At 63.4% G+C, this 24,046-nt stretch carries 25 protein-coding genes; 15 read left to right on the top strand and 10 right to left on the bottom strand.

Annotation, left to right across the window (positions count from 1 at the left end; translation table 11 throughout):
* Nucleotides 1-5 precede the first annotated feature (5 nt).
* Together JKV55_RS06160 and JKV55_RS06165 are read left to right on the top strand one after the other, a co-directional pair.
* A complete protein-coding gene (locus JKV55_RS06160) occupies nucleotides 6-800 on the top strand; it encodes a maleate cis-trans isomerase family protein (protein ID WP_202083266.1) in 795 nt (264 codons plus the stop codon).
* Nucleotides 797-1,690 (top strand): DMT family transporter, encoded by an 894-nt coding sequence (locus tag JKV55_RS06165; RefSeq protein WP_202083268.1) that lies wholly within the window; start codon nucleotides 797-799, stop codon nucleotides 1,688-1,690. The genes JKV55_RS06160 and JKV55_RS06165 overlap by 4 nt, the downstream gene beginning before the upstream one ends.
* A 308-nt stretch (nucleotides 1,691-1,998) precedes the next feature.
* Here JKV55_RS06165 and lysS read toward each other — a convergent pair whose 3' ends face one another.
* Both lysS and prfB read right to left on the bottom strand, forming a co-directional pair.
* The gene (gene lysS, locus JKV55_RS06170) at nucleotides 1,999-3,483 is read right to left on the bottom strand and encodes a lysine--tRNA ligase (RefSeq protein WP_202083270.1); all 1,485 of its coding nucleotides are present in this window, start codon (nucleotides 3,481-3,483) and stop codon (nucleotides 1,999-2,001) included.
* 257 nt (nucleotides 3,484-3,740) lie between these two features.
* Nucleotides 3,741-4,839, bottom strand: a protein-coding gene (gene prfB / locus JKV55_RS06175; protein WP_202083273.1) for a peptide chain release factor 2 whose coding sequence is annotated in 2 segments (ribosomal slippage) — nucleotides 3,741-4,763 and nucleotides 4,765-4,839 — 1,098 coding nt in all. Because the reading frame shifts where the segments join, the coding sequence is not laid out codon by codon here.
* A 199-nt stretch (nucleotides 4,840-5,038) separates the two neighbouring features.
* On the opposite strand from prfB, the gene JKV55_RS06180 reads away from it, so the two are divergent.
* Complete coding sequence (locus JKV55_RS06180; protein WP_202083275.1) at nucleotides 5,039-6,919, top strand: methyl-accepting chemotaxis protein; 1,881 nt, start codon at nucleotides 5,039-5,041, stop codon at nucleotides 6,917-6,919.
* Between the two features lie 71 nt (nucleotides 6,920-6,990).
* Here JKV55_RS06180 and recJ read toward each other — a convergent pair whose 3' ends face one another.
* Both recJ and xerD read right to left on the bottom strand, forming a co-directional pair.
* A complete protein-coding gene (gene recJ, locus JKV55_RS06185; RefSeq protein ID WP_439654900.1) occupies nucleotides 6,991-8,730 on the bottom strand; it encodes a single-stranded-DNA-specific exonuclease RecJ in 1,740 nt (579 codons plus the stop codon).
* 137 nt (nucleotides 8,731-8,867) lie between these two features.
* A complete protein-coding gene (gene xerD, locus JKV55_RS06190) occupies nucleotides 8,868-9,755 on the bottom strand; it encodes a site-specific tyrosine recombinase XerD (protein WP_202083279.1) in 888 nt (295 codons plus the stop codon).
* 75 nt (nucleotides 9,756-9,830) lie between these two features.
* Here xerD and fldB point away from each other — a divergent pair, with 75 nt between their 5' ends.
* Entirely contained in the window at nucleotides 9,831-10,346 is a 516-nt protein-coding gene (fldB, locus tag JKV55_RS06195; RefSeq protein ID WP_202083280.1) for a flavodoxin FldB, read from the top strand.
* 82 nt (nucleotides 10,347-10,428) lie between these two features.
* On the opposite strand, the gene JKV55_RS06200 is transcribed toward fldB, so the two are convergent.
* From JKV55_RS06200 to JKV55_RS06210, 3 genes are all read right to left on the bottom strand, one after another.
* Entirely contained in the window at nucleotides 10,429-10,803 is a 375-nt protein-coding gene (locus JKV55_RS06200) for a DUF6746 family protein (RefSeq protein WP_202083282.1), read from the bottom strand.
* 186 nt (nucleotides 10,804-10,989) lie between these two features.
* Entirely contained in the window at nucleotides 10,990-12,294 is a 1,305-nt protein-coding gene (gene brnQ, locus JKV55_RS06205; RefSeq protein WP_439654901.1) for a branched-chain amino acid transport system II carrier protein, read from the bottom strand.
* Between the two features lie 165 nt (nucleotides 12,295-12,459).
* The gene (locus JKV55_RS06210) at nucleotides 12,460-13,167 is read right to left on the bottom strand and encodes a tRNA1(Val) (adenine(37)-N6)-methyltransferase (protein WP_202083319.1); all 708 of its coding nucleotides are present in this window, start codon (nucleotides 13,165-13,167) and stop codon (nucleotides 12,460-12,462) included.
* Nucleotides 13,168-13,237: 70 nt separating this feature from the next.
* Here JKV55_RS06210 and srmB point away from each other — a divergent pair, with 70 nt between their 5' ends.
* Nucleotides 13,238-14,533: an ATP-dependent RNA helicase SrmB gene (srmB, locus tag JKV55_RS06215; RefSeq protein WP_202083286.1), complete on the top strand. Its 1,296-nt coding sequence runs from the start codon at nucleotides 13,238-13,240 to the stop codon at nucleotides 14,531-14,533.
* A gap of 321 nt (nucleotides 14,534-14,854) precedes the next feature.
* Here the strand turns inward: srmB and yaaA are convergent, their stop codons facing one another.
* The 3 genes from yaaA to JKV55_RS06230 all read right to left on the bottom strand — a co-directional run bounded on the left by yaaA (nucleotide 14,855) and on the right by JKV55_RS06230 (nucleotide 17,843).
* Entirely contained in the window at nucleotides 14,855-15,628 is a 774-nt protein-coding gene (yaaA, locus tag JKV55_RS06220) for a peroxide stress protein YaaA (protein ID WP_202083288.1), read from the bottom strand.
* Between the two features lie 9 nt (nucleotides 15,629-15,637).
* Nucleotides 15,638-16,747, bottom strand: coding sequence for a PilT/PilU family type 4a pilus ATPase (locus JKV55_RS06225; protein ID WP_202083289.1), 1,110 nt, complete (start codon nucleotides 16,745-16,747; stop codon nucleotides 15,638-15,640).
* Nucleotides 16,748-16,808: 61 nt separating this feature from the next.
* Complete coding sequence (locus JKV55_RS06230; RefSeq protein ID WP_202083291.1) at nucleotides 16,809-17,843, bottom strand: type IV pilus twitching motility protein PilT; 1,035 nt, start codon at nucleotides 17,841-17,843, stop codon at nucleotides 16,809-16,811.
* Nucleotides 17,844-17,877: 34 nt separating this feature from the next.
* Between JKV55_RS06230 and JKV55_RS06235 the strand changes: the two genes are divergently transcribed.
* The 10 genes from JKV55_RS06235 (at nucleotide 17,878) to mutT (ending at nucleotide 23,940) form a co-directional block, all read left to right on the top strand.
* Nucleotides 17,878-18,570, top strand: a complete 693-nt coding sequence (locus JKV55_RS06235; protein ID WP_202083292.1) for a YggS family pyridoxal phosphate-dependent enzyme — start codon at nucleotides 17,878-17,880, stop codon at nucleotides 18,568-18,570.
* Nucleotides 18,571-18,580: 10 nt separating this feature from the next.
* Entirely contained in the window at nucleotides 18,581-19,405 is an 825-nt protein-coding gene (proC, locus tag JKV55_RS06240; protein WP_202083295.1) for a pyrroline-5-carboxylate reductase, read from the top strand.
* 9 nt (nucleotides 19,406-19,414) lie between these two features.
* Nucleotides 19,415-19,966 carry a YggT family protein gene (locus tag JKV55_RS06245; protein ID WP_202083297.1) on the top strand — a complete coding sequence of 184 codons (552 nt, stop codon included), beginning with the start codon at nucleotides 19,415-19,417 and terminating at the stop codon, nucleotides 19,964-19,966.
* Nucleotides 19,954-20,265: a DUF167 family protein YggU gene (yggU, locus tag JKV55_RS06250; RefSeq protein WP_202083299.1), complete on the top strand. Its 312-nt coding sequence runs from the start codon at nucleotides 19,954-19,956 to the stop codon at nucleotides 20,263-20,265. Before JKV55_RS06245 ends, yggU begins: the two co-directional genes overlap by 13 nt.
* Before the next feature lie 37 nt (nucleotides 20,266-20,302).
* On the top strand, nucleotides 20,303-20,716 hold the full coding sequence (locus JKV55_RS06255; RefSeq protein ID WP_202083302.1) for a DUF4426 domain-containing protein: 414 nt from the start codon (nucleotides 20,303-20,305) through the stop codon (nucleotides 20,714-20,716).
* Between the two features lie 96 nt (nucleotides 20,717-20,812).
* Entirely contained in the window at nucleotides 20,813-21,412 is a 600-nt protein-coding gene (gene rdgB, locus JKV55_RS06260) for an RdgB/HAM1 family non-canonical purine NTP pyrophosphatase (protein WP_202083304.1), read from the top strand.
* The gene (gene hemW, locus JKV55_RS06265; protein WP_202083306.1) at nucleotides 21,412-22,557 is read left to right on the top strand and encodes a radical SAM family heme chaperone HemW; all 1,146 of its coding nucleotides are present in this window, start codon (nucleotides 21,412-21,414) and stop codon (nucleotides 22,555-22,557) included. Before rdgB ends, hemW begins: the two co-directional genes overlap by 1 nt.
* 51 nt (nucleotides 22,558-22,608) lie before the next feature.
* Entirely contained in the window at nucleotides 22,609-23,343 is a 735-nt protein-coding gene (gene zapD, locus JKV55_RS06270) for a cell division protein ZapD (protein ID WP_202083308.1), read from the top strand.
* The gene (gene yacG / locus JKV55_RS06275; RefSeq protein ID WP_094038556.1) at nucleotides 23,340-23,531 is read left to right on the top strand and encodes a DNA gyrase inhibitor YacG; all 192 of its coding nucleotides are present in this window, start codon (nucleotides 23,340-23,342) and stop codon (nucleotides 23,529-23,531) included. Before zapD ends, yacG begins: the two co-directional genes overlap by 4 nt.
* Complete coding sequence (gene mutT, locus JKV55_RS06280) at nucleotides 23,521-23,940, top strand: 8-oxo-dGTP diphosphatase MutT (RefSeq protein WP_202083321.1); 420 nt, start codon at nucleotides 23,521-23,523, stop codon at nucleotides 23,938-23,940. Before yacG ends, mutT begins: the two co-directional genes overlap by 11 nt.
* Nucleotides 23,941-24,046: the final 106 nt, after the last annotated feature.

A 24,046-nucleotide genomic window follows, 5' to 3' on the forward strand; every position in this document is an offset into this window, starting at 1 on the left:
GCATCATGCCTCAAGCCCAAGACGCCTTTTCCGCCCTGGAACGGCCCTATACCTTTACCACCCAGCCGCGCCAGGCCCGGGCCCGTATCGGCCTGGTACAACTGGCCAGCGACTACACCCTGGAGAACGACTGGCACCGCCTGGCGGAAGCAGGGATAGAGATCTACAGCACCCGCATGGCCTACAACAGCGTGATGACGCCGGACTCCCTCAGGGCCACGGCGGACAGCATCGCGGACGCCGCCGCCCTGGTGGCCCCGGGGCTGGAACTCGATGTGATGGCCTTCGGCTGCACCTCCGCCAGCATGCTGATCGGCAGCGACGGCGTGGCCGAACGCCTGACCCGGGATCGTCCCGGCCTGCCCGCCACCAACCCCTGGCAGGCCAGCCTCTGCGCCCTGCGCCACCTCGACATCCGGCGGCTGGCAGTGCTCACGCCCTATAACACCGAGGTCAACCATTCCCTGTACCGGGGCCTGCAGGACGCCGGCTTCGAGATAGTGGCCTTCGGCGCCTTCGGCCTGACCCTGGACACCGAGATCCCCGCCATCCATACCGACGCCATCATGGCCGCCACCGCCGATCTGCTGGCCGGCTGCCGGGCCGAGGGGGTATTCTTCTCCTGTACCAACCTGCGGGCGATGGCGATACTGGAAGAGATGGAACGGCGTTTCGGCCTGCCCATGGTGTCATCCAACCAGGCGCTGTTCTGGCACGCCCTGCACCTGGCCGGCCAGCTGCCGGAGATCGCCGGCTTCGGCCGGCTGTTGCGCACACCGTCCACGGAGGTGGTGCCATGAATCCGAGGCTCAACGGCATGCTGCTGTCCACCGCCGGGGTGGTGCTGCTGTCGCCGGATATCCTGGTGGTACGCTGGGTACCGCTGGATCACGGCACCCTGCTGTTCTGGCGGGGGATATTGCTGTTTTTCGGCTTCGGCGCCGTGGCCCTGTACCGCTACCGCGGCCAGCTGGGGCCCAGGCTGCGGGAAGGCGGCCTGGCCGGCCTGGGCTGCGCGCTCAGCTTCGCCCTCACCACCTACTGCTTTACCCAGTCGATGAAGCTGACCAGCCCCACCGCCGCCATGATGATCATCAGCACGGCACCGGTGTTCGCCGCCGTACTGGCCTGGCTATGGCTACGGGAATGCGCCAGCCGCCGCACCCTGATCACCATCGCCATCACCCTGGCCGGCATCGGCATCATAGTGGCGGACAAGGACGGCCACAACAGCCTGGCGGGCAATCTCTACGCCCTGGGCGCCGCCCTGTTCATGGCGCTCAACTTCAATATCGCGCGCCGGGCCGCGCCCCGGGATCTCAGCCCCATGCTGATCCTGGGCGGCCTTTTCGCCTCGGCGCTGGCGCTGCTGCACACGCCGGTTCCGGCCCTGCCGGGCGCCACCGAACTGGGGGTGATGGCGCTGACCGCCGCCCTGCTGATGCCCATCGGCTTCACCCTGCTGCAGCTGGCGCCGCGCTATATCCAGGCCACCGAGGTCAGCCTGTTCCTGCTGCTGGAGGCGGTGCTGGGGCCGCTCTGGGTCTGGCTGGTGCTGGGCGAGGCGCCGGGCGAGCGGACCCTGCTGGGCAGCCTGGTGGTCTGCGCCGGCCTGCTGTTCCACTGCCTCGGTCAGTTGCCGAGAAACCGCGCCGGCCTGCCCCCCGCCGCCAGCCCGCCCATGGTTTGAAGACCAGTTATGACTGTTTAGGATCATTTGCAAAGCTTGCTCTGTCACCACTCAGCAAAGAGTCAACAGGGCCGCCTCCACCGACACGCTGCGAGCACATCCCTGTGACGCTCGGCACATGCCGTCCCTGGCATGTGACGGTCGGTGGGGGCAATCCCTGTTGCCTCTTCCAAGCTCCAGCGCTGTCTAACGCCCGAGTCAACAGGCGACAATGAAACGTTGGGGAGGACAACAGTCCTCAAACCGGCTCTAAAAACAAAAAAGCCGGTCGATGACCGGCTTTGAACTATCCTGGAGACAACCTGAATTTAGCGCTGCGGGCGCAGGGTCGGGAACAGGATAACGTCGCGGATGGTGTGGGAGTCGGTCAGCAGCATCACCAGGCGGTCGATGCCGATGCCCTGGCCGGCGGTGGGCGGCAGGCCGTGCTCCAGGGCGGTGACGTAGTCCTCGTCGTAGAACATGGCTTCGTCGTCGCCCGCTTCCTTCTGCTCCACCTGATCGCGGAAACGCTGGGCCTGATCCTCGGCGTCGTTCAGCTCGGAGAAGCCGTTGGCGATTTCGCGGCCGCCGATAAAGAACTCGAAGCGATCGGTGATGCTCGGGTCGTTGTCGTTACGGCGCGCCAGCGGGGACACTTCCGCCGGGTACTCGGTGATGAAGGTCGGCTGGATCAGGCGGTGCTCGGCCGTCTCCTCGAAGATCTCGGTGATCACCCGGCCCAGGCCCCAGGACTTCTCGACCTTGATCTTGAGATCCTTGGCCACTTCACAGGCGCCGTCATAGGTGGCCAGCTGCTCCAGGGTCACCTCGGGGTTGTACTTGAGGATGGCGTCCTTCATGCCCAGGCGCACGAAGGGCTTGCCGAAGTCGAACACTTCCTCACCGTATTTCACCTCGGCGGTGCCCAGCACCTGGGTCGCCACGGTGCGTAGCATCTCTTCGGTGAAGTCCATCAGATCGCGGTAGTCGGCGTAGGCCCAGTAGAACTCCATCATGGTGAACTCTGGGTTGTGGCGCGGCGACAGGCCTTCGTTGCGGAAGTTGCGGTTGATCTCGAACACCTTCTCGAAACCGCCCACCACCAGCCGCTTGAGGTACAGCTCGGGGGCGATGCGCAGGTACATGTCCAGATCCAGGGCATTGTGGTGGGTGATGAAGGGGCGGGCCGAGGCGCCGCCGGGGATCACCTGCATCATGGGGGTTTCCACTTCCATAAAGCCGTGGCCGTTCATGAACTGGCGGATGGCCGCCATCACCTGGGAGCGCACCTGGAAGGTGCGGCGGGAGTCTTCGTTGGTGATCAGATCCAGGTAGCGCTGGCGGTAGCGGGTTTCCTGATCAGAGAGGCCGTGGAACTTCTCGGGCAAGGGCCGCAGCGCCTTGGTGAGCAGCTTGAACTCGTCCAGGTTGACGTAGAGATCGCCCTTGCCGGACTTGTGCAGCACACCCTTGACCCCGATGATGTCACCGATGTCCAGGCCGCCGTACTGATCCTTGATGATCTGCTGGGCTTCCTTGGTGGCGTAGGCCTGGATGCGGCCGGACATGTCCTGCAGCGCCAGGAAGGGGCCGCGCTTGGCCATGATGCGGCCGGCCACGGATACCACCTTGCCCAGGGCTTCGAGGGCGTCCTTGTCGTGCTCGCCGAATTCGGCCTGCAGATCGGCGGCCAGGTGCTCGCGGTGGAAGTCGTTGGGATGCGCGTTGGCCGGGCAGTCCTTGCGGATCTGCTCGAGCTTGGCGCGGCGCTCGGCAATGAGTTTGTTCTCGTCTTGTAGCTGCTCTGTCATGATTAAGCCTTGTTTGAATCTTGTTAGTTAAATAACCGTTCCCAATCACGCCACACCGGCCGGAACCGCACGCAGACACGCCGTATAAGGTATGACACTCGCGGTTTCGACCTGCTGCGAACATTCACTGGATGTTCGGTCAGGCCAAAACCGCTCGTCACGGCGAGCAAGCTCGCCCCCTGGGGGCTCCGCCGCGCCATCCCTGGCGCGAAGGGTCTGCTTAGCGGATCCGGCCGCTATGCCGAATGCACGGTTACTTAAAGCCCGGACTTGAGGCTGGCTTCGATAAACTTGTCTAGGTCGCCGTCCAGCACCGACTGGGTGTTGCGGGTTTCGACCCCGGTGCGCAAGTCCTTGATGCGGGCATCGTCCAGCACGTAGGAACGGATCTGGCTGCCCCAGCCGATGTCGGACTTGCTGTCTTCCATCGCCTGTTTCTCGGCGTTCTGTTTCTGCAGCTCCAACTCATACAGCTTGGCTTTCAGCTGCTTCATCGCCTGATCCCGGTTTTTGTGCTGGGAGCGGTCGTTCTGGCACTGCACCACTATGCCGGTGGGTTCGTGGGTGATGCGCACCGCCGAGTCGGTTCTGTTGACGTGCTGACCACCGGCACCGGAGGCGCGGTAGGTGTCGACCCGCAAGTCCGCCGGGTTGATTTCGATTTCGATGTCGTCGTCGATTTCCGGATAGACGAAGGCGGAGCAGAAGGAGGTGTGGCGACGGCCGCCGGAGTCGAACGGCGATTTACGCACCAGCCGGTGCACACCGGATTCGGTGCGCAGCCAGCCAAAGGCGTATTCGCCGCTGAACTTGACGGTGACGGACTTGATGCCGGCCACTTCCCCTTCGGACAGTTCGATGATCTCGGTCTTGAAGCCGCGGGCTTCGCCCCAGCGCAGATACATGCGCAGCACCATGTTGCACCAGTCCTGGGCCTCGGTGCCGCCGGAGCCGGCCTGCAGATCCAGGTAGCAGTCGGATCCGTCGTGCTCGCCGGAGAACATGCGGCGGAATTCCAGATCGGCCAGCTTCTTTTCCAGCGCGTCCAGCTCGGCCTTGGACTCCTCGAAGGTGTCTTCGTCTTCTTCTTCCACCGCCAGCTCGACCAGGCCACCGATATCCTCTATGCCCCGATCCAGTTCATCCAGGGTGCCGACCACCCCTTCCAGGGTGGATCTTTCCTTACCCAGTGCCTGGGCGCGCTCGGGCTGGTTCCATACATCCGGCTGTTCCAGCTCGGCGTTTACCTCTTCCAGACGCTCTTTCTTGGCATCGTAGTCAAAGGTACCCCCTAAGAAGCTGTGCCCGTTCAGACAGCTCCTTGAGTTTGTTGTACACAGGGTTTACTTCAAACATGGGTCGACAGACTCTCTGTTGTACTGAGTGAGTGTGTTTGGCGGCTCGCCAAAATCAGGGCGCTTATTCTACCGAAAGCCGGGCCTGAACGCAGCAGGGAGCGGCCATATTTCGAGCGACGATCAATATTTAGTTTCGATTAAATTTTCTTAAACGGCTGTCGATATAATAAGGCATCGCCCCAACCAGAATAAAAAAAGTGAACAACCTTAAATTAAAGCACAAGATTCTGTTAAGTTTTATCACCGCCATTGTTATCACCGCCCTGATCCTCAGCGGCCTCGGCTTTCGGGACATGAAAACCCAGCTTTACCGGGGCAGCGAGGCGCTGGTATCCGGCCTGGCGCAGAAGGAAGCCGAGAAGGTGGCCGAGTGGCTGGGCAGCCGCCAGGCCATGCTGAGCGCCGCCGCCAAACAGCTGGGAGACAGCCCCCTCTCTTCCCTGCAGCTGATACAGGAGGCCGGCAATTTCCAGCTCGGCTTTTACGGTACCGCCAGCGGCGTGATGCACGACAGCGACCCCGGCATCGATCGCACCGGTTACGACCCGCGCAGCCGCCCCTGGTATCAACAGGCCCAGAGAGACAACGGAAGCATCGTCACCGCCCCCTATCTGGACGTCGCCTACAAGGTGCTGGTGGTCACCCTGGCCCAGCCGGTGCAGCAAAACGGCCGCCTGGCCGGGGTGATCGGCGGCGATGTGGCCATTACCAGCCTGATCGACGACATCAACGCCATCCGCCTGCCGGCCCGGGGCTACGCCATGATGCTCGATAAAAATGGCACCCTGATCGCCCACCGGGATCAGGCCAGGGTGCTGCAGACCGCCGCCAACCTGGATCCGCACCTGTCCGCCAGCAACCTGGAGCGCTGGCAACGGGAGCAGACCCTGCACCCGGTGACCCTGGCCGGCGAGCACAAGCTGGTCTATGCCCAGCCGGTGGCGGGCAGCGACTGGCAACTGCTGTTCGTACTGGACAAAGCCGCCCTGGAAGCCCCGCTCGCCACCCTGCTGTGGCAACAGCTGGGCCTGGCCGCGCTGGTGATCGCCGCCGCCGTGGTGCTGATCAGCCTGCTGGTGCAGCTGCTGCTCGCGCCCCTGCTCAAGGTTTCCCGCGCCCTGGCCCAGATTGCCGACGGCCGGGGCGATCTCACCCAGCGCATCCGCCTCAGCAGCAAGGACGAAGTGGGCCAGCTGGCCGCCAATTTCAATCGCTTCGTGAGCAGTCAGGCGGAGCTGATCCGCCAGATCCGCAGCCAGGCCGAACATCTGGGAGCCAACGCCGAGCAGGCCTCGGTGCGCGCCAACCAGACGGTAACCGAGCTCGGCCGCCAGCAGCAGGAAGTGGCCATGGTGGCCACGGCGGTGACCGAAATGGCCTCCGCCACCCAGGAGATCGCCAACAACGCCGAGCACACCGCCACCGCCGCCCAGCAGTCCTCGGCCAGCACCGAACAGGGCAAGCAGCTGGTGCACAAGACCCGGGATTCCATCCAGTCCCTGGCCCGGGAAATGGAGCAGGCCTCCTCGGTCATAGTGCGCCTGGATCAGCACGCCAAGGAAATCTCCAGCGTGCTGGCCACCATACAAGGCATTGCCGAGCAGACCAACCTGCTGGCGCTCAACGCCGCCATCGAGGCGGCCCGCGCCGGCGAGCAGGGCCGCGGCTTCGCGGTGGTGGCGGACGAGGTGCGGGTGCTGTCCCAGCGCACCCAGGCGTCCACCGAGGAAATCCAGGACACCATCAGCACCCTGCAACAGGCCACCAACGAGGCGGTGAAGCTGATGGACACCAGCCGCAACCTGGCGGAGCTGAGTGTGGAAGATGCGGAGGCCGCCGCCCAGGCCCTGGCGGAAATCACCACGGCGGTGGGACTGATCTCGGACATGGCCAGCCAGATCGCCACGGCGGCGGAAGAGCAGAGCCAGGTGACCGGGGAGATCACCCAGAACACCACCGCCATCAAGGACGTGGCCGACGAGCTGGCCGAGGATGCGAGCCAGTCCCTGCAGCAGTCGAACAGCCTGCACAAGCAGGCGGGCGAGCTGAACGGCCTGGTCAGCGCCTTTACCCTCTAATCCGTCACCGGTATTTACGGAATAACGCAAAAGGGCCCCAGCGGGCCCTTTCTTACATAACGGTGCCGGCCCTACCGCGGGGCCAGCTGCTCCACCAGCAGTTGCAACTGGCGCCGGCCCTTCCATTCGTTCACATCCAGCTTGTAGGCCAGCTCCACCTGCTGGATGGCGGCGTTGGGCCAAATGGCCAGATCCACGTTGAAGGCGATGGCGTCGAACAGGGTGCGCCCCTCGTCCGGACTCAGCACCAACTTGAGGTGCTTCTCCCCCACCAGCCGCTGCTGGATAATGCGGAACTCGCCGTCGAACAGGGGCTCGGGAAAGGCCTGGCCCCAGGGGCCGGCGAAGCGCAGCTGCTCGGCCAGCTCCAGGGTCAGCTCATGGACCCCCAGCTCACCGTCGCTCAGGATGTCCCCGGCCAGCAGCTCGGGGCTGACCCACTCGTCCACCATCTGCTCGAACGCCGCTTTGAACGGCGCCAGCGCCGCCTTGGTCAACGACAGCCCCGCCGCCATGGCGTGGCCGCCGAACTTGGTGATCAGCCCCGGATGGCGGCTGTTGATGGCCTCCAGCAGATCCCGCAGGTGCACCCCGGGAATGGAGCGGCCCGAGCCCTTGAGCTCGTCCTCGCCCGCCTCGGCGAAGGCGATCACCGGGCGGAAGTAGCGTTCCTTGATGCGCGAGGCCACCAGCCCCACCACCCCCTGGTGCCAGTCGTCCTGGTGCAGCACCAGGCCGGCGGGCAGTTCGCCGTCGTCGATGCGCACCCGGGCCAGGCTGGCCAGGGCCTCCTGCTGCATGCTGGCCTCGATGGCCTTGCGCTCCCGGTTGAGCTCGTCCATCAGCGCCGCCAGTTTGCGGGCCTCGTCCAGGTTGTCGCTGAGCAGGCAGGCCACCCCCATCGACATGTCGTCGAGCCGGCCCACGGCATTGAGCCGGGGCCCCAGGGCGAAGCCCAGATCCGTGGCCACCAGCCGGGCCTGGCTGCGGCCGGAGATGTCGATCAATGCCTGAATGCCGGGTCGCACCCGGCCGGCGCGCATCCGTTGCAGCCCCTGATGCACCAGCACCCGGTTGTTGCCGTCCAGGGCCACCACGTCCGCCACGGTGCCGAGCGCCACCAAATCCAGGTAGTCCGCCATATTGGGCGCACCGATATCCTGTTGCTCAAACCAGCCCTGCTCGCCCAGGGCCGAACGCAGCGCCAGCAGCAGGTAAAAGGCCACCCCCACCCCGGCCAGGTTCTTGGAGGGAAAGTCGCAACCGTGCTGGTTGGGATTGACGATGGCGTCCGCCTCGGGCGTTTCCTCGCCGGGCAGGTGGTGATCGGTGACGATCACCTGCATGCCCGCCGCCCTAGCCGCCGCCACCCCACTGATGCTGGAAATGCCGTTGTCCACGGTGATCAGCAGTTCGGCGCCCAGGGCCGCCGCCTCATCCACCACCTGGGGGCTCAGGCCGTAGCCGTAATCGAAGCGGTTGGGCACCAGGTAGTTGACCCGCCGCGCGCCCATGGCGCGCAGGCCGTGCACCATCAGCGCCGAGCTGGTGGCGCCGTCGCAGTCGAAATCGCCCACTATCAGTATGCTGCGCTGCTGCTCCAGGGCCTCGGCCAGCAACCGCACCGCCTCGGCCATGCCCTTGAAGCCGGGCTTGAGCAGGGCGCCGGCCTGCAGGTTGAGCTGCTCGGGCCGCACCAGGCCACGGCTGGCATAGAGCCGCTGCAGCAGCGGGGAAAGCTCGGCGGGCAACTGATGGGGCGCGACTTCACGCCGGCGGATGGGCAATCGGGAACGGACGGACATGGGCAAGACTTGTTTTTAAACGGGCCGACCACACTAACCGCGCCGGGGGGAATTTGCAACGACCCGCCGAAGGCGAAGCCAGAAGCTATAAGCTTGAAGCGGGAAGCCATCTCTTCCAGCTTCCGGCTTATGGCGTCCAGCTTCTATCCTCGCGGATGATGCTGCTCGTGCAGGGCGTTGAGCCGGTGGGTGGCCACATGGGTATAGATCTGGGTGGTGGACAGGTCCGAGTGGCCCAGCAGCAGCTGCACCACCCGCAGGTCGGCGCCGTGGTTGAGCAGGTGGGTGGCGAAGGCGTGGCGCAGGGTGTGGGGCGACAGCTCCATGGTGATGCCGGCGCGCAGGGCATAGTGCTTGATGCGGTGCCAGAAGGTCTGGCGGGTCATCTGCCGGGCCCGGCGCGAGGGGAACACCACGTCCGACGGCTGCTCGCCCAGCAGCGCCGCCCGCGCCTCCTTCAGGTAGCGGCTCAGCCAGTACAGCGCCTCCTCGCCCATGGGCACCAGCCGCTCCTTGTTGCCCTTGCCGGTCACCCGCACCAGGCCCTGGCGCAGGCTGACGCTCTCCATCGACAGGCTCACCAGCTCGCTCACCCGCAAGCCGGTGGCGTACAGCAGCTCCAGCATGGCCTTGTCGCGCAGCTCCAGGGGGTCGCCCACCTCCGGCGCCTGCAGCAGGCGGGACACCTGCTGCTCGCTCAGATCCTTGGGCAGCCGTTTGGGCAGCTTGGGGCCGGCGATCAGCACGCTGGGATCGTCGGCACGCAGCTGCTCCCGGTGCAGGTACTGGAAAAAGCGGCGCAGCACGCTCAGCATGCGCGCCGTGCTGCTGGCCTTGAAGCCCAGATCCAGCCGGTGGGCCAGGTACTGCTGCAGGGTCAGGCCGTCCACCGCCAGCAGGCTGCCGCCCTCGCCGTCCAGCCAGGCGGCGAAGTGGGTCAGATCGCTGCGGTAGGAGGCCAGGGTGTTGTCGGACAGTCCCTTCTCCAGCCAGAGGGCGTCGACGAATTGTTCCACCAGGGGATGGCTCATGCTTACTCCGGGCTCTGCCCTGTGCGCGGGCTTCTGTTATGATAGGGCCCTTGTCTGTTGAGATAACGGAACCCCATGAATATCGGTCTCTTTTACGGCTCCACCACCTGCTATACCGAGATGGCCGCCGAGAAAATCCGCGACCAGCTCGGCGCCGAGCTGGTCGACCTGCATAATATCAAGGATGTGCCGCTCAAGCGCGCCGAAGACTACCCCATACTGCTCTTCGGCATCTCCACCTGGGATTTCGGTGAACTGCAGGAAGACTGGGAATCCCACTGGGACGAGGTGGACGAGCTGGATCTGGACGGCCGGGTGGTGGCGCTGTTCGGCATGGGCGATCAGCTGGGCTACGGCGAATGGTTCCAGGATGCGCTCGGCCTGCTGCACGACAAGGTCGCCGCCCGCGGCGCCACCCTGGTCGGCTACTGGCCCAACCAGGGCTACGAGTTCGAAGCCTCCAAGGCGCTCACCGACGACGGCCGCTACTTTGTCGGCCTGTCCCTGGACGAGGCCAACCAGTATGACCACACCGATGCCCGCATCCAGGCCTGGGTGGCCCAGATACTGGAAGAAATAGCGGCCCTGTGAGCCGCCGTTACCCGCGCTCCGTCCGCGGGTAGCCCCTCCTTTCAGCTTTCTATCTATTCCACGTCCCGCCTCAAACCACCGCTCAGGGGATCAGGGTGCGGGATACCGCCAGATAGGCCTGGCCCCTGTCCTTGACCACCTGCGGCTGGTTGCTCTCGGAGGCGATATGCACTTCCTCCAGGGTCTGTGCCAGAGTCGCGGTTTCTTCATTGATTTTGGCCAGGGCGTTTTCCAGGGTGTAGGTGAGCTGGTGCACCTCGTTCAGGGCCGCCGGTGTCAGCTCCCCTGCCAGCAGTTCGGCCAGCTTGGCGTTGTACTCGGAGAAGTTGGCCACCGCCTGCTCCAGGGTCTCGGCGGGCTCGCCCTGGTAATGGTCCGGGCGCGTCTCGGCCTGAAGGTTGGCCGCCAGCAGCAGGGACAGGGCGGAGAAGGCAGGCAGCGAAAGGGATTTGATCATGGTTTCCTCGCGTTTGAGTAGAAGGTCTCCACCAAACTAAACCAAATGATAACCATTATCAATTTTATCTGCGTGATGCTTGAGCTGGATCAAACGACGCTTTTTCTTCCTGCTCTCCCGGCCTTAACAACGAAAAAGGGGCGGCTCTATGCCGCCCCTTGGGAACCAGGGTTAACCCTCGCCGGCTCAGGCCAGGGCTTCTTCCCGGGCCTTGCCGATCACCAGACCGGCCAGGGCGGCGACGGCGGTGGGCAGCACCCAGGCCATGCCGACGCCGAACAGCGGCAGGAAACCGAACAGGCTCATGTTCAGGCCGGCCGCCTGCATGCCGTCGAGCAGGCCGAATACAAAGGAAACGGCGATAATCAGGCGGAAGGCGAATACCGGCGACTTCATCAGCGGTCGCAGATAGGTCGCCAGCACCAGGGCGATCGCCACCGGATACAGGGCCACCAGGATCGGGATGGACAGGCTGATCAGGGTGTTCAGGCCCACGTTGGCCACCAGCATGCAGGCCAGGGCGATCAGCACCACCCAACGGCGATAGCTGCCCTTGCCGGTCAGGTTGTGGAAATAGTCGGCACAGGAGGAGATCAGGCCCACCGCCGTGGTCAGGCAGGCCAGGGTGACGATGCCCGCCAGTATCCACAGGCCGGGGGTGCCGAACAGAGCCAATACATAGGCGCTGATGATCTCGCCGCCGTTGCTGGCGGACTCCACCACGCCCAGGCTGGTGCCGCCCAGGATGAACAGGGACACATAGACGAAACCCAGGCCGGCGGCGGCGATCAGCGCCGCCAGGGTCAGGTAGCGGGACTGGGCCTTGGCGTCGGTCACGCCTTTCTTGCGCAGCACGTCCAGGATCAGGATGGCGAACAGCAGGGACGCGAAAGTATCCATGGTGTTATAGCCTTCGATAAAGCCTTTCACGAAGGGCTGGCTCAGATAGGCTTCGGCCACCTCGGGCTGGGAGCCTTGGGGGTTGACGAAAACGGCGATGGCCAGCACCACCAGCAGCACCAGCAGCACCGGAGTCAGCAGCTTGCCCACAGCTTCCAGCAACCGGCCCTGGCTGAGGGAAAGCAGCAGCGCCACTCCGAAGAACACCAGGGTATACAGGGTGAGGCTGGCCTGGCCCGGGTTGTCGAGGAAGGGCCTTATCCCCATCTCGAAGGCCACCAGGCCGGTACGGGGGGCGGCGAAGGCCGGGCCTATGATGATGAAAATGGCGCACGCCATGACCGTCACCACCAGGGGGGGCAGGTAACGACCCATGGTGGGCAGGCCGCCGCCGGCCAGGGCGGCGGCGACCAGGCCCGCCAGGGGCAGGCCCACGGCGGTGATCAGGAAGCCGAACATGGCACTGGTCAGGTTTTCACCGGCCAGGTAGCCGGCCAGGGGCGGAAAAATGATATTACCGGCGCCCAGGAAGAAGGCGAAGGTCATAAACCCTAAGCCCATGATATCAAAAGTGGATAAGGATCTGTTCACAGCAAGCCTCATTGCGGTTGTCCGCACAGTGCCCAGCTTCATTTGGAAGCCAAGCGAAATAACAATACGACACGCTGCCAGTCATCAGTTGGAAAATACTAAAAACTGGCAGGCATCGAGCTGGCCAGTAGCATAATGATGTGGAAATCAGATTCAAGGCGAAATTTACATCTTCAAATAGAAGGGCGAGACCATTTCCTTATATATGTCGCCATAGTCATTATTTTTAGTATTAATGACAATTTCACCCAGCAACAAGCAGTGTTTAATGCTGCATAATTGTAATAAAAAACGACCAGGACTTTTTCCTTCCCTGGTGATGACATCCCGCTTTTCGGTTAAATAAAAGCCGTTTGACTCAGCCTGCCATACGGCCTCTTCCAGCGACTGCAGCGGCAAAACCACGGATAATCTGCCAGCGGCAGCGAGCAAACGTTTACCATGAGCAAACAACTCCGCCAGGCTCAGGCTGCCGGTATGGCGAGCGCTGGCCCGGGCCTGGCAGTCGAACGACTGGCCGTGCCCAAAGTAGGGCGGGTTGGACACAATCAGGTCGAACGGCGCGGCCTCGAACGCCTGCAGGGCGCCGCCAATAATGCTGACCTTATCCGGCCAGGGCGAAGCGGCCACGTTTTCGGCGGCCTGGCCGGCAGCGGCCCGGTCCAGCTCCAGCCCGGAGATCCGGACCCCGGGTTCGCTGCGCTGGGCCAGCATCAGCGCCACCAGGCCCGAGCCGGTACCGATATCCAGGATACGGCGGGCCGACCCCAGCGGCGCCCAGGCCCCGAGCAGTATGCCGTCGGTGCCCACTTTCATGGCGCACCTGTCGTGATTGATATGAAATTGCTTAAAGGTAAAACCGCGGCCGCTCATGGTGATCCTGTCAGGCTTTTTTATCCGAATTCGCCTATAATACCCGCCTTTTAGGCTGACGAGATCGATCATGAGCAGTATGACCTTCGAGCAACTGGAACTGGACCCCATTCTGGTACGCGCCCTGGCACGCATGGGCTATGCCAGGCCCACCACCATTCAGAGCCAGGTCATTCCCGAAGCCATGAGCGGCCGGGACATCATGGCCTCGGCTCCCACCGGCACCGGCAAGACCGCCGCCTTCCTACTGCCGGTCTGTCAGCACCTGCTGGACTTTCCCCGGCGCCAGGCCGGCCCGGCCCGGATCCTGATCCTGACCCCCACCCGCGAGCTGGCCAAACAAATCGCCGACGACGCCAAAGCCATGCTCAAGGAAACCGGGCTGAGGGTGGAAGTGATCACCGGCGGGGTGAACAGTGAAAAACACCTGCCCGCCCTCACCAAGACCACCGACATAGTGGTGGCCACCCCGGGCCGGCTGCTGCAGTATATAGAAGAAGAATCCTTCGACAGCCGGGATATCGAAATGCTGATCCTGGACGAGGCGGATCGCATGCTCGACATGGGTTTTATCGGGGATGTGGATCGTATCGCCGCCGAGGCCCGCTGGCGCCGCCAGACCATGCTGTTTTCCGCCACCCTGGAAGGCCACGGCCTGACCAAATTTGCCGCCGACATCCTGAAAGAGCCGGTGGAAGTCACCGCCGAGCCCCCGCGCAGCGAGCGCAAGAAAATCACTCAATGGCTGCACCTGGCGGACAATCCCGAACACAAGTTCGCCTTGCTCGTTCATCTGCTGCGCCAGCCGGACGTCACCCGCAGCATCGTCTTCGTGAAAACCCGCGATCGGCTGATGGAGCTGGCCAGCCGGCTGCAGCAGGAAGGGCTGGACAACGCCTGGCTGCGCGGCGAGATGGATCAGGAAAAACGCTTCGAGGCGCTGCGCCGCTTCCGCAACGGCAAGGTCAATATCCTGGTGGCCACCGACGTGGCGGCACGCGGCATCGACCTGCCCGAGGTCAGCCATGTGATCAACTTTGATATGCCACGCACCGCCGACGTCTACGTACACCGTATCGGCCGCACCGGCCGGGCCGGCCGCAAGGGCACCGCCATCAGCCTGGTGGAAGCCCACGACATGCCGGTGGTGGCCAAGGTGGAACGCTACACCGAGCAGAAACTCAAACGCCGGGTCATCGACGAACTGCGCCCCAAGCACAAGGAAGCCAGCGTCACGACACGCAAGAAAAAAGTGACCGATGGCAACAGCAAGAAAACCGAGCAGCCGAAGAAAAAGATCAGGCAGCGCGATCAAAAAGCCAAGGGCAAACCCAAGTGGGCCCAGGAGAAAAAAGCCGAGCAATAATTCCGGCTTGGCTATGCTGATCAGAAACTAAGGAGGCATGGCCATGAGCAATCCCTTTATCGGCCGCGAGCGGCGCCGGCGGCAACGCCGGCAGATCCTGGATAGGCGGGACCTGATACGCCAGCCACCGGCAGGCCAGGATCGCCGAACCCGCCCGGATCGGCGCCAAACGGCTGCTACACGGCCTGCAAGTGGATAAAAAAACCGGCCTCTTGGGCCGGTTGAAAATGACAGAAATGAAGAGAAGAGAAATCAAAAATTCAGTAGACACACCTAATAAGAAAGTGGCCGGAACAAAAGGTTCCGGCCTTTTTTTATTTTTTATTGCTCTTCCCGCTTGAACACCAGCTCGGTGGCCGAGGACTCGGCTTCCGCGAAGTAATAACCGGCGCTGTCGAAGGCGGTGAGCTGGCTCACCTCGCTCAGCCGGTGCTCGATGATGTAACGGGCCATCATGCCCCTCGCCTTCTTGGCGTAGAAGCTGATCACCTTGTACTGGCCGTTTTTGCCGTCCTTGAACACCGGGGTGACTACCTGCCCGTCCAGCTTTTTCGGTTTGACCGCCTTGAAATACTCATTAGAGGCCAGGTTGATCAGCACGTTGTCACCCTGCTCCGCCATGGCCTGGTTGAGCTTGTCGGTGATGATGTCACCCCAGAACCGGTACAGATCCGCGCCCCGTTCGTTGTGCAGTTTAGTGCCCATTTCCAGCCGGTAGGGCTGCATCAGATCCAGCGGCCGCAGCACCCCGTACAGGCCGGACAGCATGCGCAGGTGACGCTGGGCAAAGGCAAAATCATCCGCACTCAAGGTCTCGGCCTCCAGCCCGGTATAGACGTCGCCCTTGAATGCCAGTATCGCCTGCTTGGCGTTGGCAGGGGTAAAGTTCGGCTGCCAACCGGCAAAGCGGGCGGCGTTGAGCCCGGCCAGCTTGTCACTGATGCTCATCAGCTTGCCGATCTCCGCCGGCGTCAGTTGCCGGGCCCGCTCGATCAACCCGGCGGAGTGATCCAGCAGTTCGGGCAGGCTGTAGTCGGCAATCACCGGCGGGGTGTCGTAATCCAGGGTTTTGGCGGGGGAAACCACTATCAGCATGAGAGTCCTCTAAGATTCTATCGTCACGTTATCGAGCAGGCCGGCATCCAGTCCACCGCCGCCGTGCAGCTTGATCATCAGCCGCAGATCGTTGGGCGAGTCGGCATAGGCCAGGGCTTCGGAGTAGCCTATATGCTGCTGGGTGTAGAGGTCAAACAACGCCTGATCGAAGGTCTGCATACCCAGTTCGCGGGATTTGGCCATGATCTCTTTCAAGCGGTGCATCTCGCCCTTGCGGATCAGATCCGCCACCAGCGGGGTATTGAGCAGGATCTCGAAAGCCCCCCGCCGCTGCATGCCATCGCGGGTGGGGATCAGCTGCTGGGCCACGACCGCCTTCAGGTTGAACGACAGATCGAACAGCAACTGACGGTGTTTGCTTTCCGGCACCAGATGCATAATCCGGTCCAGCGCCTGGTTGGCGTTGTTGGCATGCAGGGTGGCCATGCACAGATGGCCGGTTTCGGCAAAGGACAGGGCGAAGCCCATGGTCTCTTCCGAGCGGATCTCACCGATGAGGATCACATCCGGCGCCTGGCGCAGGGAGCTTTTCAGGGCGGCATCGAACGACTCGGTGTCGATACCCACCTCCCGCTGGGTCACGATGGACTGGCCATGCTGGTGAAGGTATTCCACCGGATCCTCGATGGTGAGGATATGGCCACCCGCATGGCGATTGCGGTGGCCTATCATCGCCGCCTGGGTGGTGGACTTGCCGGTACCGGTGCCGCCCACGAACAGCACCAGGCCGCGCTTGGTCATGGCCACTTCACGCAAGGTGTCGGGCAGGTAGAGCTCTTCAAAGGTGGGAATATGGCTTTCGATACGCCGTATCACCATGCCCGCCTTTTCCTGTTGCCAGAAGGCACTGACCCGGAAACGGCCGGCCTGTTCGTCGGTAATGGCGAAGTTGGCCTCCTTGTGTTGATGAAACCGGGCACGCCAGTCGTCGTTCATGCAGGACTCAACCAAAGCCAGAGACTGGGCCGCGGTGAGCGGCTCCGAACCGAGCGGCAGCAGCTTGCCCTGCACCTTGATGGTGGGAGGAATACCCACCGAGATATACATGTCCGATGCCTGCTGTGCCCGCATGGCATTCAGGAAAGGAGTCAACTCCATTACCACCTCCGGTTGTTCGTTTACTGACCTGGTATCGATGGGCTCGGGCCCGCGCCGGCGGTCAGATGCTTTGCGGATCTGCCGCCTTGGCCCGGGCGTCCACCGGCGCCACCCTGCCGCTGCCGACCAACAGCTTGAGGCACTGATCCATGGTCTGCATGCCGTGGGCCATGCCGGTCTGGATCACCGAATACATCTGCGCCACCTTGTCTTCGCGGATCAGGTTGCGGATGGCCGGGGTACCCAGCATGATCTCGTGGGCGGCGATGCGGCCACCACTCACCTTTTTGAGCAGGGTCTGGGAGATCACCGCCCGCAGCGACTCGGACAGCATGGAACGCACCATGTCCTTCTCGGTACCGGGGAAAACATCGATGATACGATCTATGGTCTTGGCCGCCGAGGAAGTATGCAGGGTGCCGAACACCAGGTGGCCGGTTTCGGCGGCGGTCAGCGCCAGGCGAATGGTTTCCAGGTCCCGCAGTTCGCCCACCAGGATAATATCGGGATCTTCCCGCAGCGCCGAACGCAGCGCGTTGCCGAAGGAATGGGTATCCCGGTGCACTTCCCGCTGATTGACCAGGCACTTTTTGTTGCCGTGCACGAATTCGATGGGATCCTCGATGGTGAGGATATGCTTGTTGAAGCTCTCGTTGATATGATCGATCATCGCCGCCAGGGTGGTGGATTTACCCGAGCCGGTCGGCCCTGTCACCAGCACCAGGCCGCGCGGATATTCGGCAATGCGGCGGAAGATCTCGGGGGCACCCAACTGTTCCAGGCTCCAGACCTCGCTCGGGATCACCCGGAATGCCGCCGCCGCGCCGCGGGACTGGTGGTAGGCATTCACCCGGAAGCGGGCCAGGCCCGGCAGCTCGAAGGAAAAGTCGACCTCGAAGTTTTCCTCCAGCTCCTTGCGCTGGCGATCGTTCATGATGTCGTATACCAGGCGATGGACTTCCCGGTGTTCCAGCACCGGCAAATTGATCTTGCGCACCTCGCCGTCCACCCGGATCAAGGGCGGCACCCCTGCCGACAGGTGCAGATCCGATGCATTATGCTTTACACTAAACGCCAAAAGTTCCGTAATATCCATAATATATCCCTGTCGCTTCTGGTTACTTATTTATATGAATACTATCGTACAGCAGCTGCAACGCGTTCACGACAGAATTGCCGACGCCGCCCGCCAATGTGACCGCAATGCAACGGAGATCCGGCTGCTGGCCGTCAGCAAGACCAGGCCCGCCGCCGATGTGCAGGCCGCCTATGCCGCCGGCCAGCGCCAGTTCGGCGAAAACTACGTACAGGAAGCCGTCGACAAGATAAGGGCGCTGAAAACCGCCTGCCCGGCTATCTGCTGGCACCTGATCGGCCCGCTGCAGTCCAACAAGAGCCGGCTGGTAGCCGAGCAGTTCGACTGGGTGCAGACGGTGGACCGGCTCAAGATAGCCCAGCGTCTCAGCGATCAGCGCCCGGTGCATATGCCCCCCCTCAACATCTGCCTGCAGGTCAACGTAAGCGGAGAGGCCAACAAGTCCGGCCTGGCCCCGGAGCAGGTGGAATCCCTGGCAGAGCAGGTCAGTGCCTTGCCGGGCCTGTGCCTGCGTGGCCTGATGACCATACCCGAAGATACCGGAGATCGGGAAAAGCTCGGGGCACAATTGTTAGAGTTGAAGCAACTCTTTGATAGAATGGCGGAAAAATACCCCCAGCTGGACACCCTGTCGATGGGGATGAGCAACGATTTGGAACTCGCAGTGGCCTGTGGCAGTACCCTGGTAAGGGTTGGCACGGCTATATTTGGCTCTCGCAACCCTTGAGTAATCATTGATGGAACACAGAAAACTCGCCTTTATCGGCGCGGGCAACATGTCTCGCAGCCTGATCGCCGGGCTGATCAAGTCGGGTTACCCGGCCGACCTGATCCTGGCCGCCAACCCTTCCCGCCCCAAACTGGACGCGCTGGAAACCGACTTCGGCATCCGTACCACCCAGGACAACCTGGAAGCCGCCGGCTGGGCCCAGACCCTGGTGCTGGCGGTGAAACCGCAGATGATGGCCGCCATGCTGGCGGAGCTGGTACAGGCCGGCGCCGACTTCAAGGGCAAGCTGCTGGTTTCCATTGCCGCCGGCATCAGCGTGGCCCGGCTGGGGCAGATGGCCGGCGGTCACCACAACATTATCCGCACCATGCCCAATACCCCCTCCCTGCTGGGCCTGGGGATGACCGGCCTCTATGCCAGGGCTCAGGTAAGCCAGGCCGATCGGGACTACTGCAGCCAGATGATGGAAGCGGTGGGCAAGATCCTCTGGGTGGCCGAGGAAGACGGCATCAACCAGGTGACCGCCGCCGCCGGCAGCGCCCCGGCCTATTTTTTCCTCTTTATGGAAGCCATGGCGGCGGAAGCCGAAAAGCAGGGTTTTTCCGCCGAAGAGGCCCGCCTGCTGGTGCAGCAGACCGCCCTGGGCGCCGCCCATATGGTGGCGGCCAATCCCCGGCTGCCCCTGGCCGAGCTCCGCGCCCAGGTTACCTCCAAAGGCGGTACCACCGCCGAAGCCATTCGCCGCTTCCAGGAGCAGGGGCTGGAGCAACTGGTGGCCGAGGCCATGGCCGCCGCCGCCGCCCGCGCCCGGGAACTGGAAACCCTGCTCTAAGGAATAATAATGAACACAGCCTATTACCTGATTAATACCGTTTTTGACCTTTACCTCATGGTGGTGCTGCTGCGCATCTGGCTGCAGTGGGTGCGAGCGGATTTCTACAACCCCTTCAGCCAGTTCGTGGTCAAGGCCACCAATCCCCCCCTGACCCCGCTGCGTCGCCTGGTACCCGGCTTCTTCGGCATCGACTTCGCCGCCGTGGTGCTGGCGGTGCTGGTGGCTACCAGCAAGCTGCTGTTGTTCAAGGCCATGAACCTGCTTTATGCGGACTGGAGCACGGTGGTGCTGGTCGGCCTGATCACAGTATTGAAGAAGGCCGGGGTCATGCTGTTCTGGATCCTGATCATCCGCGCCCTGATGAGCTGGGTCAGCCAGGGCCGCAGCCAGATAGAATATGTGCTGCACCAGTTGACCGAGCCGCTGCTGGCTCCCCTGCGTCGTATCATTCCGCCCATGGGTGGCCTGGACCTGTCGATCCTGGTGGCCTTTATCGCCCTGCAGGCCCTCAACTGGCTGATGGGTGATTTGATTGGCCCCCTTTGGTGGCAACTGTGACCCAACCGGTCCGGCTGGAGCAGGACAGACTCTACCTCAGCCTGTACCTGCAACCCAAGGCCAGCCGGGATCAGTTCCTCGGCCTGCACGGCGAGGAGCTCCGGCTGGCCATCACCGCCCCGCCGGTGGATGGCCAGGCCAACGCCCATCTGCTCAAATGGCTGGCCAAGCAGTGCCGGGTGGCCAAGTCCCAGGTGCGGCTGCTGAGCGGGGAGAGCAGCCGCCATAAGCAGCTGGTGATCGCATCCCCTCGCCAAATCCCGCCCGCCCTGGCGGAACTCCTGGCCAAGGCGACCTAAACTAACAATAACGCTCCCAGCCATGTAAGGATTTGTCATGCTCAAAGTTATTCTCTCCGCCCTGACCCTGCTGTTCACCTCCCTCGCCAATGGGGCGGAAACCCGGGTCGGCAACTGGACGGTGCATTACAGCGCCTTCGCCTCCACCTTCCTCACCCCGGAGGTGGCGCGCAACTACAACATAGAACGCAGCCGCTTCAACGGCCTGATCAACATAGCGGTGACCGACGCCGAAGGCCGGACCCAGGAGGTCAGCCTCAGCGGCGAGGGCAAGACCCTGCTCGGCACCGTGCGCCGGCTGAACTTCCAGTCGGTGCGCGATGGCGACGCTATCTACTACATCGCCGAATATCCCTACCGCAATGAAGACAACGTGCTGTTCACCATCGATATCCAGGGCCAGCGGCAAGGCGGCCAATTCTCCTTCCGCCACACTTTTTACACCGATTAATGCTCCCGGGGGCCTGCGGCGCAGGCCTCACCACGGGATCGACATCCCGCCTCCGTGTTATCATGGCCGCCAACGGTATCCCGACAGGAACACAAGGTGAGCAAACAGATTGTCCTGGCCTCCGGCAACGCCAAGAAAGTTGCCGAACTGCAAAGCCTGCTCGGCGAGCTGGGCATGAGGGTGGTGCCCCAGAGTGAATTCGGCGTGACGGACGCCGACGAAACCGGCACCACCTTTGTGGAAAACGCCATCATCAAGGCCCGCCACGCGGCACGCGCAACCGGCCTGCCCGCCATCGCCGACGACTCCGGCCTGACGGTGGACGCCCTCGACGGCCGCCCCGGGGTCTATTCCGCCCGCTTCGCCGGCCCCGGAGCCTCCGACGAACAAAATGTGGCGCAGCTGCTGGCCGATCTGGAAGGACTGCCCGCCGGCCTGCGGTTGGCTACCTTCTGGTGCGTACTGGTGTATCTGCGCCACGCCGAGGATCCCACCCCGCTGATCTGCACCGGCAGTTGGCAGGGTGCCATCACCGAGCACCGCCAGGGAGAGCACGGCTTCGGCTACGACCCCGTGTTCCTGGTGCCCGCGGCCGGCAAGACCGCCGCCGAGCTGAGCCCGGCGGAAAAGAACCGTCTCAGCCACAGGGGCAAGGCCCTGCGCCAGCTGCAGGCGCTGCTGCAAGAGGAAGCCTGATGCTGCAACTGCCGCCGCTCAGCCTCTATGTGCACATTCCCTGGTGCGTGCAGAAGTGTCCCTACTGCGACTTCAACTCCCACGCCCTGAAGGACGCCATCCCCGAACAGGCCTATGTGGACGCCCTGCTCGACGATCTGCGCCAGGACCTGCATCTGGTGCAGGGGCGACGGCTGCACAGCATCTTTATCGGCGGCGGCACCCCCAGCCTGCTCAGCCCCGAGGCCATCGCCCGGCTGCTGGCCGGCGTGGAGCGGCTGGTTCCCTTCGAAGCCGATATTGAAATCACCCTGGAAGCCAATCCGGGCACGGTGGAGGCCGGCCGCTTCCGCGGCTTTCGGGAAGCGGGGGTCAACCGCATCTCCATCGGCGTGCAGAGCTTCCAGCCGGACCAGCTCGCCCGCCTGGGCCGCATCCACGACCCGGAGCAGGCCCGTTTCGCCGCCCGGGAGGCGGCGAGCGTGGGGCTCAATACCTTCAACCTGGATCTGATGCACGGCCTGCCCGAACAGCGGCTGGAAGACGCCCTCCAGGATCTGGAGCAGGCGCTTTCGCTGGCGCCGCCGCACCTGTCCTGGTACCAGCTCACCATAGAGCCCAACACCCCCTTCGCCTCGCGCCCGCCGGCCCTGCCGGAAGACGAGGTGCTGGCCGACATCTACGAGCAGGGCCACGCCCTGCTGCTGGCCCGGGGCTACCGCCAGTACGAGGTGTCCGCCTACGCCAGACCCGGCCATGAGGCCAGGCACAACCTCAATTACTGGCGCTTCGGCGACTATCTCGGCATCGGCTGCGGTGCCCACGGCAAGATCACCCTGCCGCTCGAAGGCAAGCTGGTGCGCACCGTCAAGGTCAAGCACCCCAAGGGCTACCTGGAGCCGGGACGCCCCTATCTGGATCAGTACTGGCCCATAGCGCCGCAGGATCTGTCGCTGGAATACTTCATGAACCGGCTGCGCCTGTTCGAGCCCATTCCCCGGGACGAATTCTGCCGGCTGACCGGCCTGGATCCCGAACGCCTGTCTGCTCCGCTGTCGGAGGCGATGCGGCTGGAGCTGCTGGTCGAAGACGAACAACATTGGCGGGTCACGCCGCTGGGGCGCCGCTTCCTCAATCGGCTGCTCGATTTGTTTATTGGCGACTGATGCGGGTAAACTTGCCGTTATTACCGCCGTCACTCTGCAGGCCGGAGCCTTATGTCATCACTGGTTTATGAATTTCCTCTCAACGAGAAGTGCCGCAACTACCTGCGCCTGAATGAACTCTTGCAGCAGATCCACCTGTGCCGGGAGCTCTCGGCCCATGGCCAGGCCACCGCCCTGTTCAAGGCGCTGCTGGACATCATGGAGCTGCTGGAGCGCTGCGACGTGCGCACCGATCTGGCCAAGGATCTGGAAGCCCAACGGAACAAGCTGGCCGCCTGGTCCCAGGTGCCGGGGGTGGACGCCGCCGCCCTGGCCCAGCTGGAAGGCCAGCTCGGGCAACTGGCCCAGCAACTGCCCCGGGCAGCCCGCCTGGGCCAGCTGCTGCGGGAAGACAAGCTGCTCACCGCGGTGCGCAGCCGCTTCGCCATTCCCGGCGGCCTCTGCCCCTTCGACGTGCCCCAGCTGCACTACTGGCTGCACCTGCCGGCGGTGCGCCAGCAGCAGGATATCGACGGCTGGCAGGCCCAGCTGCAACTGCTGCAGCAGGGACTGGAGCTGCTGCTGACCCTGTGGCGGGAAGCCGGTCAGTTCCGGACCCAGCAGGCGGTGGGCGGTTTCTTCCAGGACAGCGCCGAGCTCACCGAGATGATCCGCCTGCGACTGCCCGCCGAGCTCGCCGTCTATCCGGTGGTCAGCGGCAACAAGTATCGCTTCACCATCCGCTTTATGCCGGTCGGCAATCACGACCCCGGTAATACCGACTTCGAACTGGCCAACATCAAATGAGCACCATCACCACAGTCCCCTGCCCCACCTGCGGCACCCCCGTGGAGTGGGGCGAGCAAAGCCCCTACCGCCCCTTCTGCAGCAAGCGCTGCCAGTTGATCGATCTCGGCGAATGGGCCGATGAGGAAAAACGCATTCCCGGCGATCCCGCCTGGCTGCCGGAGCAGGACGATGAAAATGAGTACTGAGGCCGGCCTGAAGAACACCGTGCTGGTGGCGGTGGGCGTGATCGAGAACGCCGCCGGCGACATCTTTATCTGCCGGCGTGGCGAGAGCCAGCACCAGGCCTTCAAGTGGGAGTTCCCGGGCGGCAAGGTGGAAGCCGGCGAAAGCGTGCCCCAGGCCCTGGCCCGGGAGCTGGCAGAGGAGACGGGCATCCGGGTGGCGAGCTGCCAACCCTTTATGCGTATCGAGCACGACTACGGCGACAAGCAGGTGATCCTGGATATCCGCAAGGTCACCGCCTTCGACGGCGAAGCCCACGGCCGCGAAGGCCAGCCCAGCCGTTGGGTGCCCATCCCGGAGCTGCACCGCTACGACTTTCCCGCCGCCAACGCCCCCATAGTGGCAAAACTGCAGGCGCAAGCCGAAGACTAGAAGCTGGAAGCTGGAAGCTGGAAGCCTGACTCTTAGTCACAAGTCGAGTCCTTTGAGCAACTCATAGGACTCGACGTAATGCATCAGTGTGAGCCAACCGTCCCAC

Source organism: Zobellella iuensis, from assembly GCF_016746085.1.
GTDB lineage: Bacteria > Pseudomonadota > Gammaproteobacteria > Enterobacterales > Aeromonadaceae > Oceanimonas > Oceanimonas iuensis.